We start from the raw sequence: 16,067 nt of genomic DNA, 5'->3' as shown, positions 1-16,067 counted from the left end.
GGCGGCTGTCCGTTCGTCGTCGGCTCGCCCCCGGGGCGTGGGAAGCGTCACAGGTCGGCTGCAGTAGCGCTCCTATCCTGGCCGAAACCGTGGGGGTGTCGGTCCTGGCTCGTAGACTCCCCTGCGTGGATACGACCCTTCAGGACCCTCTCGTCGGGCAGGTGCTCGACGGCCGTTACCGCGTCGACGCGCGGATCGCGGCCGGCGGGATGGCCACGGTCTACCGGGCGCTGGACACCCGGCTGGACCGGGTCCTCGCGCTCAAGGTGATGCACCCGACGCTCGCGGCCGACGGATCGTTCGTGGAGCGGTTCATCCGTGAGGCGAAGTCGGTGGCCCGGCTCGCCCACCCCAATGTCGTACAGGTGTTCGACCAGGGGGCCGACGGGTCGTATGTCTATCTGGCCATGGAGTACATCGCCGGGTGCACCCTGCGGGACGTGCTGCGGGAGCGGGGCGCGCTACAGCCGCGGGCCGCGCTGGACATCCTGGAGCCGGTGCTGGCCGCACTGGGTGCCGCGCACCGGGCCGGGTTCGTGCACCGGGACATGAAGCCGGAGAACGTTCTGATAGGGGACGACGGGCGGGTCAAGGTGGCCGACTTCGGGCTCGTGCGGTCCGTGGACACGGTGACCAGTACGACCGGTGCCGTGCTCGGGACGGTCTCGTACCTGGCGCCCGAGCAGATCGAGCACGGGACGGCGGATCCGCGCGTCGACGTGTACGCGTGCGGTGTCGTGCTCTACGAGATGCTGACCGGCGGCAAGCCGCACTCCGGGGACACCCCCGCCCAGGTGCTCTACAAGCACATCCACGAGGACGTGCCGCCGCCCTCGGCCGCCGTGCCGGGGCTGGCGTACGAACTGGACGAGCTGGTCGCCGCCGCCACCGCCCGCTCCCCCGAGCTCAGGCCGCAGGATGCCGTGGCCTTCCTCGCCCAGGTGCGGGAGGTACGCGCGCAGGTCGGTGAGGAGCGGCTGGACGTGGTGCCGCCGCAGGCGCTCTCCGGCCTGCACGACAACGCCGAGGACCGGACGAGCGTGATCCCGCGCGCGTTGACTGTGCCGCGCCCGCTGCCGGTCAACGAGGAGGACGAGCCGGGGGCGGCCCTCAACCGGACCAGTGTGCTCCAGAGCCCGCCCGCCGACCCGCCCACGCGCCGGCCGGGGCGGCCGCGGCGCGGGCTCGTCACGGTCGTCGCGGCCGTGCTGCTGCTCCTCGGGGTCGGTGCGGGGATCTGGTACATCAACTCCGGCCAGTTCACGCGGGTCCCCCCGCTGGTGACGAAGACCGAGGCGCAGGCCGAGGAGCGGCTGGGGAAGGCCGGGCTCAAGGTCAAGCAGGTCAAGCACGCCTACAACGACACCGTGAAGAAGGGCACGGTGATCAGCAGCGACCCGGCGACCGGCGCCCGCATCCGCACCAACGATTCGGTGACGCTGACGATCTCCGACGGCCCGAAGACCGTGAAGGTGCCGGACCTGTCGGGCCGGAAGGCGGCCGAGGCGCGAGCGCGGCTGAAGGCGGTGGGACTGGCGCCGGGCATGGTCACCAGGGAGTTCAGCGAGGACGTCCCGAGCGGTTCCGTGGTCCGCACGGCCCCGGTCGCCGGCACCGTGCGGCACGCGGGCTCGGCGATCGCGCTGACCGTCAGCAAGGGCAGCCCGATCGACGTGCCGGACGTCACCGGCGACGACCTGGACAGCGCGAAGCAGGAGCTCCAGGGCGCCGGACTGAAGGTGAAGGTGTCGACGCAGCAGGTCAACTCCGAGTACGACAAGGGCAAGGTCGCCCGGCAGACCCCGGCGGGCGACGGCCAGGCCGCCGAGGGCGACACGGTGACGCTGACCCTGTCCAAGGGCCCGGTGATGGTCGAGGTGCCGGACGTGGTGGGCGACAGCGTGGACGACGCGACGCAGCAACTCGAGGACCGCGGTTTCAAGGTCGACGAGGACCGCGGACTGCTCGGGCTGTTCGGCGACACCGTGAAGAAGCAGTCCGTGGACGGCGGCGGGACGGCACCCAAGGGGTCGACGATCACGATCACCATCCGGTGACGGGGGCCCGCCCGGGCCATGACACCCTGAAGGGGTGACACCGCAGCACTCCGGCTCCGCCGCCCCCGACCCCGCCCCCGCGCCCGCCCGCAATCCCGTGGGCGGTCACGTGCCCGTGGCCGGCGGCCTGCATTCCGTCGGGCTGTCGTACGCCCGTGATCTGAAGGCCGAGACCGTGCAGGTCTTCGTGGCCAACCCGCGCGGTTGGGCCACGCCCGCCGGGAACCCGCGGCAGGACGACGCGTTCCGCGAGGCCTGCGCAAAGGGTGCGATCCCGGCTTATGTGCACGCGCCGTACCTGATCAACTTCGGCTCGCACACCGAGGCGACCGTGGAGCGGTCGGTGGAATCCCTGCGGCACTCGCTGCGCCGGGGGCGGGAGATCGGCGCGCTCGGCGTGGTGGTGCACACCGGAAGCGCGACCGGCGGCCGGGACCGGTCCGTGGCGCTGAAGCAGGTGCGGGAGCATCTGCTTCCGCTGCTGGACGAGCTCACCCACGACGACGATCCGTGTCTGCTGCTGGAGTCCACGGCCGGACAGGGCGCCTCACTCTGTTCCCGCACCTGGGACTTCGGGCCGTACTTCGAGGCCCTGGACGCCCACCCGAAGCTGGGCGTATGCCTGGACACCTGCCATGTCTTCGCCGCCGGGCACGACCTGACGGGGCCGGGCGGCATGCACCAGACGCTGGACCTGCTGGTGGACACGGTCGGCGAGGGCCGGCTGAAGCTGATCCACGCCAACGACTCCAAGGACGTGGTGGGCGCCCACAAGGACCGCCACGAGAACATCGGCGCCGGCCATATCGGCGAGGACCCCTTCCGCGCCCTGATGACCCACCCGGCGACCGCGGGCGTCCCTCTGATCATCGAGACACCCGGCGGCAAGGAGGGCCACGCGGCGGACGTGGAGCGCCTGAAGAAGCTCAGGGACGGCTGACGGCGGGGGCGCCGGTCAGAGTTCGGGCCCGTCCCCCGGGCCCTCCTGGTAGGAGTACCGCTGTTCTTTCCAGGGGTCGCCGATGTTGTGGTAGCCGCGCTCCTCCCAGAAGCCGCGGCGGTCGGTGGTCATGTACTCGATGCCGCGGACCCACTTGGGGCCCTTCCAGGCGTACAGGTGGGGGACGACGAGGCGGAGCGGGAAGCCGTGCTCGGCGGTGAGGAGTTCGCCGTCCTTGTGGGTGGCGAAGAGCGCGCGCTCGGAGGTGAAGTCCGACAGGCGGAGGTTGGAGCTGAACCCGTACTCCGCCCAGACCATCACATGGGTGACGTCGGGCGCGGGCGGGGCGATCTCCAGGATCGTCCGGGCCGGGATGCCACCCCACTCGGCGCCGAGCATGCTGAACTTGGTGACGCAGTGCAGATCGGCCACGACGGTGGTGTACGGCAGCGCCGTGAACTCCTCGTGGGTCCAGCAGTGCTTCTCGCTGTCGGCGGTGGCGCCGAAGACCCGGAACTCCCAGCGCTCGGGCCGGAACTTGGGCACGGGCCCGTAGTGCGTGACCGGCCAGCCGCGCTGAAGTCGCTGCCCCGGCGGAAGCTCGGGCCGTACGGCCTCTCCCGATTCTCCAGACTCGCGCTCCACCGGCTGACCCATGCCTCCATCCTGACAGACCCCGGGCAGTGCACATGACCAGGGAGACGCCAAAACGGGCAACCAGCACTAAGCATCCATTTACTTACTAAGTGCACACTTACTGGACGATCATCAACACCGATGCAATCATGCCGCCGCAACCTCCCTTGTTCCCCATGTGGAAGGAGCCGCTGCGATGCAGGGCGATCCCGAGGTCATCGAGTTCCTCAACGAGCAGCTCACCGGCGAGCTCACCGCGATCAACCAGTACTTCCTGCACGCGAAGATGCAGGAGAACTTCGGCTGGACGAAGCTCGCGAAGTACACGCGGCACGAGTCGTTCGACGAGATGAAGCACGCCGAGGTGCTCACCGACCGGATCCTGTTCCTGGAGGGGCTGCCGAACTACCAGCGCCTGTTCCATGTGCGCGTGGGCCAGACGGTCAAGGAGATGTTCGAGGCGGACCGGCAGGTCGAGGTGGAGGCGATCGACCGGCTCAGGCGCGGCATCAAGGTGATGCGCGAGAAGGGCGACATCACGTCCGCGAACATCTTCGAGGACATCCTCGCCGACGAGGAGCACCACATCGACTACCTCGACACCCAGTTGGACCTGCTGGAGAAGCTCGGCGAGGCGCTCTACATCGCCCAGCTGATCGAGCAGCCGGAGAGCTAGGCGGCGTCCGGGAGTTCCGTGAGTACCGGCCGGCCCTGGTCGGCCAGCTCCCGGCGCGGGCAGGCGCCACGGCCGAGGATGGCCTGGATTCGGCGGACGCACGAGCCGCAGTCCGTGCCGGCCTTGCAGGCCGACGCTATCTGGCGGGGCGTGCAGGCACCGCCCTCCGCGTGCTGCTTGACCTGTGCCTCTGTGATGCCGAAGCAGCTACAGACGTACACGCGGACTCACCTCCCGACGGGATCACTGTCTTACTGCCATCCCGTTTTCTTCGGTGAGGCAAACCTAACCTTACCTGTCGATGCGGAGCCCGCAACAGTGAGAGGGGCGCGGATCGAGTGTGATCCGCGCCCCAGGTCGCTCACTGGTCCCGGTACATCTCCGCCACGAGGAACGCCAGGTCCAGGGACTGGCTGCGGTTGAGGCGCGGGTCGCAGGCCGTCTCGTAGCGCTGGTGCAGGTCGTCGACGAAGATCTCGTCGCCACCGCCCACGCACTCGGTGACATCGTCACCGGTGAGCTCGACGTGGATGCCGCCCGGATGGGTGCCGAGGCCCTTGTGCACCTCGAAGAAGCCCTTGACCTCGTCGAGCACGTCGTCGAAGCGGCGGGTCTTGTGCCCGGAGGCCGCCTCGAAGGTGTTGCCGTGCATCGGGTCGGTCACCCAGGCCACCGTCGCGCCCGACGCCGTGACCTTCTCGACGAGCTGCGGCAGCCGGTCGCGGATCTTGTCGGCGCCCATGCGGACGATGAAGGTGAGGCGTCCCGGCTCGCGGTCCGGGTCGAGGCGCTCGATGTACTGGAGCGCCTCCTCGGCCGTCGTGTTCGGGCCGAGCTTGATGCCGATCGGGTTGCGGATCTTCGAGGCGAACTCGATGTGCGCGCCGTCCAGCTGCCGGGTGCGCTCACCGATCCACACCATGTGCCCGGAGACGTCGTACAGCTGACCGGTGCGGGAGTCGACCCGGGTGAGGGCCGACTCGTAGTCGAGCAGCAGCGCCTCGTGCGAGGAGTAGAACTCGACGGTCTTGAACTCCTCCGGGTCGGTGCCGCAGGCCCGCATGAAGTTCAGCGCGTTGTCGATCTCGCGGGCCAGCTGCTCGTAGCGCTGGCCGGACGGGGACGACTTCACGAAGTCCTGGTTCCAGGCGTGCACCTGGCGCAGGTCGGCGTAGCCGCCGGTGGTGAAGGCGCGCACCAGGTTCAGGGTGGAGGCGGACGCGTGGTACATCCGCTTCAGCCGCTCCGGGTCGGGGATCCGGGAGGCCTCGGTGAAGTCGAACCCGTTGACGGAGTCGCCCCGGTAGGTCGGGAGGGTGACGCCGTCGCGGGTCTCGGTCGGCTTGGAACGCGGCTTGGAGTACTGGCCGGCGATACGGCCGACCTTCACCACGGGCACGGACGCGGCGTACGTCAGGACGGCGCCCATCTGGAGCAGCGTCTTGAGCTTGTTGCGGATGTGGTCGGCGGACACCGCGTCGAAGGCCTCGGCGCAGTCGCCGCCCTGGAGGAGGAACGCCTCTCCCTTGGCGATGGCCGCCATCCGGGCGCGCAGCTGGTCGCACTCGCCCGCGAAGACGAGCGGCGGATACGACTCGAGGTCCGCGATCACTGCGCGCAGAGCCTCGGCGTCGGGGTACTCGGGCTGCTGCGCCGCGGGCAGGTTTCGCCAGGTGTTGCCAGCGCTCGCGCTGGTCTTAGCGTTCACGGTCACCCCGTAAACACTACGGGGTCGTGTCGACGGATTTTCCCCCAGCCCGACTGGTGAGACGGAGCGATCACGCTACGGACGGGCGGGAGGTGCGGTAGGGTTCCCGGCATGTTCGCGCTTTCGACCCAGAACTGGTGGTGGACCGCTCATCCGGCGGCCCACTGACTGCGCGTACGCAAGACTTCGCGAAGGCCGCCCGAGGGGCGGCCTTCGGCGTTTCCCGGGGTCGTTCCTCTCTGTCGAGAAGGATGACCCATGAATCTCCAGGACCTCTTGTCCGAGGCCCGTCCCTTCGCCCTGCTCCGCCGTCGCACGCCGGGCCACGAGGAGCACATGGTGGAGGTGCTGCTCGGTCCGGTCACCTCGCGGGAGCGCCTCGCCGACCTGCCCGGCGAGGGCCTCGCGCTCGTGCCGTTCCGGCAGATCCGCGAGCGCGGCTTCGACGTCCGCGACGACGGCACACCGCTCATGGTGCTGATTCCCGAGGAGCGGTACGAGATCCCGCTCGCCGACGCACTGGACCAGCTCCCCTCGCATGACGTGCGCGTCGAGGGCGGCGGCTTCGACGTGCCCGACGAGGAGTACGCGGAGATCGTCGGGCGCGTGCTGCGCGAGGAGATCGGGCGGGGCGAGGGCGCCAACTTCGTGATCCGGCGTACGTACGAGGGGGAGATCCCCGGGTTCTCCAGAGGCGACGCCCTCGCGCTGTTCCGGCGGCTGCTGGAGGGCGAGCGGGGCGCGTACTGGACGTTCGTGGTGCACACCGGGGAGCGCACGCTGGTCGGCGCCAGCCCGGAGGTGCACGTCCGCATGTCCGGCGGCACGGTCGTCATGAACCCGATCAGCGGGACGTACCGCTATCCGGCCGAGGGGCCCACGCCCGAGCACCTGCTCGGCTTCCTCGCCGACGGCAAGGAGATCGAGGAGCTGTCGATGGTGGTCGACGAGGAGCTCAAGATGATGTGCACCGTCGGCGACATGGGCGGGGTCGTGGTCGGCCCCCGGCTGAGGGAGATGGCGCACCTCGCGCACACCGAGTACGAGCTGCGCGGGAAGTCCTCCCTGGACGTGCGGGAGGTGCTGAAGGAGACGATGTTCGCGGCGACGGTCACCGGGTCGCCGGTGCAGAACGCGTGCCGGGTCATCGAGCGCCACGAGGTCGGGGGCCGGGGTTACTACGCGGGCGCGCTGGCCCTGCTCGGCCGGGACTCCGGGGGCGCCCAGACCCTGGACTCCCCGATCCTGATCCGCACGGCGGACATCTCCGGCGACGGCCGTCTGCGCGTCCCGGTCGGCGCCACGCTCGTCCGCGGCTCGGACCCGGCGGGCGAGGTCGCCGAGACGCACGCGAAGGCGGCGGGCGTCCTGGCGGCTCTAGGGGTACGGCCCTCCCGGCCGCGCGCGGAGCAGGGGAGGCCCCGGCTGGCCGACGATCCCCGGGTACAGGCCGCGCTGGACGGGCGCCGCTCGTCGCTGGCCCCGTTCTGGCTGCGGATGCAGGAGCCGTCCGCCGCCCTGGACGGTCACGCCCTGGTCGTCGACGGCGAGGACACCTTCACGGCGATGCTGGCGCACGTGCTTCGCTCCGGCGGGCTGGAGGTGACCGTCCGGCGGTACGACGAGCCGGATCTGCGGGAGGCAGTGCTCGCACACGAGGGGCCGTTGGTGCTCGGGCCGGGTCCGGGTGACCCCTCGGACCTGACCGACCCGAAGATGCGCCTCCTGCGCTCGCTTGCCGCCGAGGTGATCCGGGAGCACCGGCACGGTGTGCTCGGGGTCTGCCTCGGCCACGAGCTGATCACGGCCGAGCTGGGACTGGACCTCGTACGCAAGCAGGTGCCGTACCAGGGGGCGCAGACGACGATCGACCTCTTCGGACGGCCGGAGACGGTCGGCTTCTACAACAGCTTCGTCGCCCACTGCGACGAGGAGACCGCCCGGGAGCTGACCGCGCACGGGGTCGAGGTGAGCCGGGCGGAGAACGGCGAGGTGCACGCCGTACGGGGTCCCGGGTTCGCCGGGGTGCAGTTCCACCCGGAGTCGGTGCTGACCCTGAACGGGGCGGCGGTCGTGCGAGAGCTGATCGGTCGGCTCCGCGAGGCGAGCAGCACGAGCTGAGCGGGGCGGGCCCGGGGGCCCAGGCCCTGTCGTCACATTCCCGCCCGGCGGGCGGACGACGGGAATGTGACGACAGGGCCCAGCGATTCCCGGGCCCGGACCGGGCTGTCAGCCGAAGAAGACGCCGACCTCGGCGTACAGTGCGGGGTCCACCGTCTTCAGCTTCGCCGTGGCCTCGGAGATCGGGACACGGACGATGTCGGTGCCGCGCAGGGCGACCATCTTGCCGAAGTCGCCCTCGCGGACGCAGTCGATGGCGTGCAGACCGAAGCGGGTGGCGAGCCAGCGGTCGAAGGCGCTGGGGGTGCCGCCGCGCTGGATGTGCCCCAGCACGGTCGTGCGGGCCTCCTTGCCGGTGCGCTTCTCGATCTCCTTGGCCAGCCACTCGCCGACCCCGGACAGCCGGACGTGGCCGAAGGAGTCGAGCGACCCGTCCTTGAGGACCACGTCGCCGTCCTTCGGCATGGCGCCCTCCGCGATCACGACGATCGGGGCGTAGGAGGCCTTGAAGCGGGAGGTGATCCAGGCGCAGACCTGGTCGAGGTCGAAGCGCTGCTCGGGGATGAGGATGACGTTGGCGCCGCCCGCGAGTCCGGAGTGCAGGGCGATCCAGCCGGCGTGGCGGCCCATCACCTCGCACACCAGGACCCGCATGTGGGACTCGGCGGTGGTGTGCAGCCGGTCGATGGCCTCGGTGGCGATACCGACCGCGGTGTCGAAGCCGAAGGTGTAGTCGGTGGCGGAGAGGTCGTTGTCGATGGTCTTGGGTACGCCCACGCACGGCACGCCGTACTCCTCCGACAGCCGCGCGGCCACCCCGAGGGTGTCCTCGCCGCCGATCGTGATCAGCGCCTCGACCTCCTGCTTGGCGAGGTTGTCCTTGATCCGGCGGACGCCGCCCTCCTGCTTGAGGGGGTTGGTCCGCGAGGAGCCGAGGATCGTGCCGCCGCGGGGCAGGATGCCCCGCACGGTGGGGATGTCGAGGCGGACGGTGTCGCCCTCCAGGGGCCCTCGCCAGCCGTCCCGGAAGCCGACGAAGTCGTAGCCGTACTCCTGTACGCCCTTGCGCACGATGCCCCGGATGACGGCGTTGAGCCCGGGGCAGTCGCCGCCTCCGGTCAGTACTCCGACCCGCATGGAAATGTCCCTTCGCAGCGGTTGCCTGACGCAGAGTCACGGTAGTCGTGATGCACGTCACACAGCGAGAGGCGGGAAGGGCAATTCCGGTGAACTGTCGGGCGTTCGCTTTACTCGTCGTCAAGCCCGCGCTCTATGGCGTACCGCACGAGCTCGACCCGGTTGTGCAACTGGAGCTTGCCCAAGGTGTTCTGGACGTGGTTCTGCACCGTGCGGTGCGAGATGACCAGGCGTTCGGCGATCTGCTTGTAGCTCAGGCCCTTGGCGACCAGCCGCAGCACCTCGGTCTCGCGGTCGGTGAGCCGGGGCGCCTTCGGTTCGTCGGTGTCCGGGGCGGGGGCGGGCTCGGAGGCGAGCCGGCGGTACTCGCCGAGGACGAGACCGGCGAGGCCGGGCGTGAAGACCGGGTCGCCGACCGCCGTACGGCGCACCGCGTCCAGCAGTTCCTCCGTGGACGCCGACTTCAGCAGATAGCCGGTGGCGCCGGACTTCACCGCCTCCAGGACGTCGGCGTGCTCACCGCTCGCCGACAGCACCAGGACGCGCAGCGCCGGGTTGGCGGCCACCAGTTCCTTGCATACCTGGACACCCGGCTTGGCGGGCAGGTTGAGGTCCAGGACGAGGACGTCGGGGGCGACGGCCTTGGCGCGGCGCACCGCCTGTTCGCCGTCCCCGGCGGTGGCGACCACCTCGAAGCCGGACTCGGCCAGGTCCCGGGCGACCGCGTCGCGCCACATCGGGTGGTCGTCGACCACCATGACCTTGATCGGATCCTGCTGCCCTGTCATCGCTTGTCCGCCTTCCCCCGGGAGACCCGCCGGTCCGTGTGGTCCTTCGGTACCTTCAGCTCGACTTCCGTGCCCTGCCCCGGAGTCGACAGCAGCTCGGCGCTGCCGCCGAGGTCGCGCAGCCGCCCCCGGATGGACAGGGCCACCCCGAGCCGCCCCTCGCCCTCGGCCTGGGCGAGCCGCCCCTCCGGAATGCCGGGACCGTCGTCCCGTACGGTCACCACGACCTCGTCCGGCTCGTCCTCGACCAGGATCCAGGCCCGCGCGTCCTCGCCCGCGTGCCGCCGGACGTTGTCCAGGGCGGCGCCGACGGCCGCGGCCAGCTCCCGTGCCGCGCCGGCCGGCAGCGGCACCGGGGCGCCGGGTTCGGCGAGGCTGACCCGGGCGCCGGCGAACGGGGCCAGCAGCGAGCGCAGATCGACCGGGCCGGCGGTGTCGTCCGGCTCGTCCACCGCCCGTACGACCGCCCCCTCGGCCGGGTCCTCGGAGGCGCGCGGGACGGGCACCAGGCCGCCGGAGACCAGCGTGCGCAGCGCCACCTCCTGCTCCCCCGCCATGCGGCCCAGCTCGGCCGCCTCGCCGCCGATGACCGCGCCGCGCCGCTGCACCATGGCCAGCACCTGGAGCACGCTGTCGTGGATGTCCCGGGCCAGCCGCTCCCGCTCCCGGGTGGCGGCCTCGATCTCCAGGGCGCGGGCGAGGGTGCGCTCGGAGGCGCGGGCCACCTCGACGACGTAGCCGATGGCGATGGAGGCGACCCACACGAGGATCACGTTGTGCACGGTGTCGCGGGCCGGCCGGCCGCGCTCGATCAGGTTGGCGACGGCGACCAGCGTGGAGGCCAGGGCCGCCCAACGCCAGCCGCCCTTGATCGCGAAGGCCAGCACCGATCCGGCGGTCCATATCGACGGCAGCGTCGGCCCGCCCTCGACGATCCGATGATGGGCGTCGGCGAGCGGGGTGAGCAGGATGCCGGTGAGCGCGATCGTCAGGTCGGCGGCGAGGAAGCGCTTGGTGCAGCTCGCCGCGTTCGCCACCCGGGGCAGGGTGGCCAGGGTCCACCCGACCAGGACGACGTAGTAGGCGATCGCGATCCAGGGGCGGACGAACTGGTCGTACGCGGTGGCGCAGAGTCCGATCGCGTACAGCATCGTCAGCACCCGGTAGCCGGTGAGCGCACGCCACAGCGGCAGCTCGACCGACATCCGCATGACCTTCTCGCGCCTCGGCACGTCCCCCCACCCCCCTGCCCCGGCTGCCGGGCCTAGGACTCGGCCTTCTTCTCCGCCTTCTCGGCCTTGTCCGCCTCCTTGGACGCCTTCGCGGCCTCCGCGATCTGACGCTTGGCGGCGGTGGCGTACATGTCGACGTACTCCTGGCCGGAGAGCTTCATGATCTCGTACATGACCTCGTCGGTCACCGCCCGCAGCACGAAGCGGTCGTGCTCCATGCCCTGGTAGCGGCTGAAGTCGAGGGGCTTGCCGATGCGGATGCCGGGCCGCATCAGCTTCGGGACGACCTTCCCGGGCGGCTGGATCTTCTCCGTGTCGATCATCGCGACGGGGATGACCGGCGCGCCGGTGGCGAGGGCCACGCGGGCGAGGCCGCCGGGCTTGCCCCGGTACAGGCGGCCGTCGGGCGAGCGGGTGCCCTCGGGGTAGATGCCGAACAGCTCACCCCGCTCCAGGACCTCTATCCCGCTCTTGATCGCCGCTTCGCCCGCGCCCCGCGCGCCGGAGCGGTCCACCGGGAGCTGGCCGACGCCCTTGAAGAAGGCCGCGGTGAGCCGGCCCTTCACACCCGGCGTGGTGAAGTACTCCGCCTTCGCGATGAAGGTGACCTTGCGGTCGAGGACCGCGGGCAGGAAGAACGAGTCCGAGAACGACAGGTGGTTGCTCGCCAGAATGGCGGCACCCTCGGCCGGAACGTTCTCCAGGCCTTCCACCCAGGGTCTGAAGGCGACCTTCAGCGGTCCCCCGATGGCGACCTTCATCGTGCCGTACAACAACCGAGTGCCTCCTGTTTCCGTCGATCAGACCTTAACCCGCTCCGCCGCCAAAGGCGCCGACGGCCCTGGTCGGTGTCAGTGCGGTCGCGTACGGTGAAGCAACACCTCGAGTCGTTCACCCCCTTCTGATGAACAGGAGACCGACGTGCCGGTTCTCCCTGGAGCCGAGCCGTACCGCCACGAGGGCGGTCCGGTGGGTGTCCTGCTCTGCCACGGGTTCACCGGCTCGCCCCAGTCGCTGCGTCCGTGGGCGGAGCAGCACGCGGCGCACGGCCTGACCGTCTCGCTGCCGCTGCTGCCCGGGCACGGCACGAGCTGGGAGGACATGCAGGTCACCGGCTGGCAGGACTGGTACGCGGAGGTCGACCGCGAACTGCGTCTGCTGCGCGAGCGGTGCGAGCGGGTGTTCGTGGCGGGCCTGTCGATGGGCGGGGCGCTCGCGCTGCGGCTCGCCGCCAAGCACGGGGACGCAGTACGGGGCGTCGTAGTCGTCAATCCGGCCAACAAGGTGCACGGCCTGTCCGCGTACGCGCTTCCGGCGGCCCGGCATCTCGTCCGTACGACGAAGGGCATCGCGAGCGACATCGCGAAGGAGGGCGCGGCGGAGCTCGGGTACGACCGGGTGCCGCTGCACGCCGCCCACTCCCTGCGGAACTTCTTCCGGCTGCTGGACGGCGAGCTGCCGCAGGTCACCCAGCCGCTGCTGCTCCTGCGCAGTGCGCAGGACCACGTGGTGCCGGCGGCCGATTCGGCCCGGATCCTGAGCCGGGTGTCGTCGACGGACGTAACGGAGGTCGTGCTGGAACAGAGTTACCACGTGGCGACGTTGGACCACGATGCGGACCGGATCTTCGAGGAGAGCCTCGCCTTCATCGGCCGGCTCGCACCCAGTGTCGGCAAGGAAGGGACGGCCGCAGTTGGCTGAGCACGACTCCGACCGCGAGGACCGCGAGCCGGACGAGAAGGGCGTGCCCTTCGACGAGGAGGCCGCCTGGGCGGCGATCGTCGCCGGATACGGCGACGAACCGCCGGACCCGCCGGGCGCCAGGCCGTTCAGGCCGGTGGAGGATCTCGCGCTGCCCGAGAAGGACCTCGAGAAGGACCTCGAGACGAAACTCAAGAGGAACACGGACGACGGCGAGGAGCAGCAGCGGCCGCCCGCCGGGCCGCTGGGCAGCTCCGTATCCTTCGCGCCCGGCGTGGGCCCGCGCGACTACTCGGCGCCCGAGGCGTCCGAGGACGACTTCGACGAGGACGACGAGGGCCACTTCGTGCCGCCCGAGCCGCCGCCGCTGCCCGCCGCCGACACGACCGCCAAGTTCGCCTGGCTGGGCGTGGTCGGCGGACCGGTCCTGCTCCTGCTGGCCGTGCTGCTCGGCTGGGACATGACCTGGTGGCTGGCGACCGCCGGTATCGGCGGCTTCCTCGGCGGCTTCACCGCGCTGGTGATGCGGATGCGTACGGACGACGAGGACGGCGACGACCCGGGCCGGGGCGCGGTCGTCTGAGCGGCGCTTTATGCCGTCGGGATTCTGAGAGCGGCCAGGACCGGAAGGTGGTCCGTGGCTGCCCTCAGGTCTGTTTCCGTGACCCCGGGGTGGCCATGGGGGTCCCCCCGCTCGAGCGGAGCCGAGAGTGCGGGAGGTACCCCGCAGCCCAGTACCTCGATGCCCTTCGTGGCGAAGATCGCGTCGATGCGGCGGTGGGGTTCGTCGCGGGTCCAGGTGTGCTCGCCGCCCCAGGGGGCGGTGGCCCGGCAGTCGTGGAGCGTGTCGGCGAGCCGCCGGAAGGTCGGGCCGTCGGGGCGCTCGTTGAGGTCGCCGCCCGCGACCGCGTGCTCCACGCCCAGGCCGGCCAGGCGGTCGAGGAGCATGCCGCCCTGCTCGTACCGCTCCTCCTTCTGGAGGCTGAGGTGACAGCTGAGGACGCCGAGGCGGGCGCCGCCGAACCGCACCACTGCCGTGGCGAAGCCGCGCCTGTGGAGTCCGGGGGTGAGTGGGAGGAGTACGTCTTCGGTCCGCTCCACGGTGGCCCGCAGATTGCAGAGGACCGCCGGTCCCGCGGCTGTCGCGCCGCCCGTGAGGACGACCTGGCCGGAGGCGGCCGCCAGGCGGGCCAGCTTCTTGCGCCAGCGGAAGAAGCGGGGGGCTTCCTGGATGAGGACGAGGTCGGGGGCGCAGGCGGTGATGACGCGGGCGAGGGCGTCGGTGTCGTCGCGCATGGAGCGGATGTTGTAGCTGAGGACGCGGACGACGGCTGATCCGTCGGGCTCGGTGAGGGAGTTCGGCAGCGGCTCCATGCCGATCAATGTACGCCCAGGAGCGGGGGGCGCGAGGCCCGTGCCCCCGCGCCCCTGTACAGCAGAGGTCTCTTACATGATCGGGTCGGGCTCGCGGGCCAGGTCCGCCGCGCCGACGAGGCCCGCCTTGTTGCCGAGCTGTGCGGCGATCACGTCGGCGACCGGGCGCCAGTTGCCGCCGACCAGCCAGCGCTTGTAGGACTTGCGGATCGGGTCGAGGACCAGCTCGCCCTCCTCGGAGAGGCCGCCGCCGACGATGAAGGCGGAGGGGTCGAAGAGGGAGGCGAGGTCGGCGAGGCCGGCGCCGGCCCAGCGGGCCAGCTCGCGGTAGGAGTCGACGGCGACCGGGTCGCCCTGGCGGGCGGCCATGGAGATGTGCTTGCCCTCGATGCCGTCGGGGGCGCCGTCGCCAAGGGCGAGCAGGATCTCGGCGAGCTCGGGGGTGGCGTTGGCGCGCTGCTTGGCGTATCTGACGAGGGCGCGTCCGGAGGCGTACTGCTCCCAGCAGCCCTGCGAGCCGCAGCCGCACAGCAGGCCGTCGGGGACCATCCGGATGTGGCCGAACTCGGCGGCCACGCCGAAGTGGCCGCGGCGCAGCTTGTTGCCGATGATGATGCCGCCGCCGAGGCCGGTGCCGAGCGTGATGCAGATGACGTTGCGGTGGCCCTTGCCGGCGCCGAACTTGTACTCGCCCCACGCGGCGGCGTTGGCGTCGTTCTCGACGACGACCGGGAGGCCCACGCGGGCCTCGACCTTCTCCTTCAGCGGTTCCTGGCGCCAGTCGATGTTGGGCGCGAAGTAGACCGTGGAGCGCTGGCGGTTGACGTAGCCGGCGGCGCCGATGCCCACGCCGACGATCTCGTGCCCGGCGCGGGCGCCCTCGACGGCCGAGGCGATGGCGTCCACGATGCCCTCGGGTGTACCGGGGGTCGGCACCTTGAAGGTCGAGAGGATGTTGCCTTCCTCGTCGACCACGCCGGCCGCGATCTTCGTGCCGCCGATGTCGACGCCGATGGTGAGTCCCATGAATCCCTCAGTTTCGGTCGAGCCCCGCTACCGCCAACGGTACCCGAGGCCCTGCCGCGGGTTTCCCGTCGTCCACCCGCCGGGCAGGGCGGCAGAGTGACCGCAGGGACCCATGGGGCGTCAGTCCAAGTCGATGCGCTCCCCGGGACCGGTGCCCTCACCCCGGTCGCCGCGATCGTCCCAGTCGGGCCTAGGGGCGTCCTGGAGGCCGCCCGGACGGGACGTCCAGCGCTGTTCCTGGGCCTGGACGGCCGAGCGGTAGGCGGCCATCAGTTCGGTTCCGGCCGCCGCCAGGTGGTCGAAGACGTCGGGGTTGCGCTCTATGACGGGCTCGACGGCCGCCTTGGCCTGCTGTACGACCTGCCGGACCACCTGCTGTGCGGCGGGTCCGGCGACCGCGCCGAGCAGTGGGGACTGGATGCCGGACAGCTTGTCGGCGACCGCGTCGACGAGCCTGCGCAGTTCCTCCGCGGCCGAGCCCGGGGGCGGGCCGTGTTCGGCGCGGCGACGGGCCTTCTCCGCCGCGAGGTCCTCGGCGCAGGCCGTGGCCCAGGCGTCGGCGTCGGTCGCCCGCACCTGGTCGACCGCCTCCGGTTCGGGGGCGTCGGGCGAGGGGCGCTCTTCGCTCATGACGGTCTCCTGACTACGGTTCGCCCTTACGACGTTACCCG

At 71.1% G+C, this 16,067-nt stretch carries 17 protein-coding genes; 7 read left to right on the top strand and 10 right to left on the bottom strand.

The features are described 5' to 3' along the window. Positions 1-125: 125 nt before the first annotated feature. Together pknB and ACWGJM_RS31885 are read left to right on the top strand one after the other, a co-directional pair. Entirely contained in the window at positions 126-2,057 is a 1,932-nt protein-coding gene (gene pknB / locus ACWGJM_RS31890; protein ID WP_453415207.1) for a Stk1 family PASTA domain-containing Ser/Thr kinase, read from the top strand. A gap of 34 nt (positions 2,058-2,091) precedes the next feature. Next, positions 2,092-2,997 carry a deoxyribonuclease IV gene (locus ACWGJM_RS31885; RefSeq protein WP_453415206.1) on the top strand — a complete coding sequence of 302 codons (906 nt, stop codon included), beginning with the start codon at positions 2,092-2,094 and terminating at the stop codon, positions 2,995-2,997. 15 nt (positions 2,998-3,012) lie between these two features. Here the strand turns inward: ACWGJM_RS31885 and ACWGJM_RS31880 are convergent, their stop codons facing one another. Beyond that, positions 3,013-3,654, bottom strand: a complete 642-nt coding sequence (locus tag ACWGJM_RS31880) for a sulfite oxidase-like oxidoreductase (RefSeq protein WP_453415205.1) — start codon at positions 3,652-3,654, stop codon at positions 3,013-3,015. 175 nt (positions 3,655-3,829) lie between these two features. On the opposite strand from ACWGJM_RS31880, the gene bfr reads away from it, so the two are divergent. Further along, on the top strand, positions 3,830-4,309 hold the full coding sequence (gene bfr, locus ACWGJM_RS31875; protein ID WP_453415204.1) for a bacterioferritin: 480 nt from the start codon (positions 3,830-3,832) through the stop codon (positions 4,307-4,309). On the opposite strand, the gene ACWGJM_RS31870 is transcribed toward bfr, so the two are convergent. Next, entirely contained in the window at positions 4,306-4,530 is a 225-nt protein-coding gene (locus ACWGJM_RS31870; protein WP_453415203.1) for a (2Fe-2S)-binding protein, read from the bottom strand. The genes bfr and ACWGJM_RS31870 overlap by 4 nt on opposite strands. A gap of 140 nt (positions 4,531-4,670) precedes the next feature. Next, on the bottom strand, positions 4,671-6,023 hold the full coding sequence (locus tag ACWGJM_RS31865) for a class II 3-deoxy-7-phosphoheptulonate synthase (RefSeq protein ID WP_453415202.1): 1,353 nt from the start codon (positions 6,021-6,023) through the stop codon (positions 4,671-4,673). Positions 6,024-6,128: 105 nt separating this feature from the next. On the opposite strand from ACWGJM_RS31865, the gene ACWGJM_RS31860 reads away from it, so the two are divergent. Further along, positions 6,129-6,185, top strand: a complete 57-nt coding sequence (locus ACWGJM_RS31860) for a trp operon leader peptide (protein WP_078912442.1) — start codon at positions 6,129-6,131, stop codon at positions 6,183-6,185. Between the two features lie 90 nt (positions 6,186-6,275). Continuing rightward, the gene (locus ACWGJM_RS31855; protein WP_453415201.1) at positions 6,276-8,138 is read left to right on the top strand and encodes an anthranilate synthase family protein; all 1,863 of its coding nucleotides are present in this window, start codon (positions 6,276-6,278) and stop codon (positions 8,136-8,138) included. Between the two features lie 108 nt (positions 8,139-8,246). On the opposite strand, the gene ACWGJM_RS31850 is transcribed toward ACWGJM_RS31855, so the two are convergent. The 4 genes from ACWGJM_RS31850 to ACWGJM_RS31835 all read right to left on the bottom strand — a co-directional run bounded on the left by ACWGJM_RS31850 (position 8,247) and on the right by ACWGJM_RS31835 (position 12,068). Then, positions 8,247-9,275, bottom strand: a complete 1,029-nt coding sequence (locus ACWGJM_RS31850; RefSeq protein ID WP_453415200.1) for a 6-phosphofructokinase — start codon at positions 9,273-9,275, stop codon at positions 8,247-8,249. A 110-nt stretch (positions 9,276-9,385) separates the two neighbouring features. Beyond that, positions 9,386-10,063 carry a response regulator gene (locus ACWGJM_RS31845; RefSeq protein ID WP_453415199.1) on the bottom strand — a complete coding sequence of 226 codons (678 nt, stop codon included), beginning with the start codon at positions 10,061-10,063 and terminating at the stop codon, positions 9,386-9,388. Beyond that, positions 10,060-11,295, bottom strand: coding sequence for a MacS family sensor histidine kinase (macS, locus tag ACWGJM_RS31840; protein ID WP_453415198.1), 1,236 nt, complete (start codon positions 11,293-11,295; stop codon positions 10,060-10,062). The genes ACWGJM_RS31845 and macS overlap by 4 nt, the downstream gene beginning before the upstream one ends. A 32-nt stretch (positions 11,296-11,327) precedes the next feature. Continuing rightward, the gene (locus ACWGJM_RS31835; protein WP_453415197.1) at positions 11,328-12,068 is read right to left on the bottom strand and encodes a lysophospholipid acyltransferase family protein; all 741 of its coding nucleotides are present in this window, start codon (positions 12,066-12,068) and stop codon (positions 11,328-11,330) included. 148 nt (positions 12,069-12,216) lie between these two features. Here ACWGJM_RS31835 and ACWGJM_RS31830 point away from each other — a divergent pair, with 148 nt between their 5' ends. Continuing rightward, positions 12,217-12,996, top strand: coding sequence for an alpha/beta hydrolase (locus ACWGJM_RS31830; protein WP_453415196.1), 780 nt, complete (start codon positions 12,217-12,219; stop codon positions 12,994-12,996). Then, complete coding sequence (locus ACWGJM_RS31825) at positions 12,989-13,579, top strand: hypothetical protein (protein WP_453415195.1); 591 nt, start codon at positions 12,989-12,991, stop codon at positions 13,577-13,579. Before ACWGJM_RS31830 ends, ACWGJM_RS31825 begins: the two co-directional genes overlap by 8 nt. A gap of 8 nt (positions 13,580-13,587) precedes the next feature. Here ACWGJM_RS31825 and ACWGJM_RS31820 read toward each other — a convergent pair whose 3' ends face one another. The 3 genes from ACWGJM_RS31820 to ACWGJM_RS31810 all read right to left on the bottom strand — a co-directional run bounded on the left by ACWGJM_RS31820 (position 13,588) and on the right by ACWGJM_RS31810 (position 16,026). After that, positions 13,588-14,370, bottom strand: a complete 783-nt coding sequence (locus tag ACWGJM_RS31820; RefSeq protein ID WP_453415194.1) for an endonuclease/exonuclease/phosphatase family protein — start codon at positions 14,368-14,370, stop codon at positions 13,588-13,590. 72 nt (positions 14,371-14,442) lie between these two features. Then, entirely contained in the window at positions 14,443-15,396 is a 954-nt protein-coding gene (locus tag ACWGJM_RS31815; protein WP_453415193.1) for an ROK family glucokinase, read from the bottom strand. 120 nt (positions 15,397-15,516) lie between these two features. Beyond that, positions 15,517-16,026, bottom strand: coding sequence for a DUF5304 domain-containing protein (locus ACWGJM_RS31810; RefSeq protein WP_453415192.1), 510 nt, complete (start codon positions 16,024-16,026; stop codon positions 15,517-15,519). Positions 16,027-16,067 lie beyond the last annotated feature (41 nt).

Source organism: Streptomyces sp. NPDC054834 (assembly GCF_053611185.1).
The sequence above is the reverse complement of the archived record's forward strand: the minus strand, read 5'-3'. Positions and strand labels throughout refer to the sequence as shown.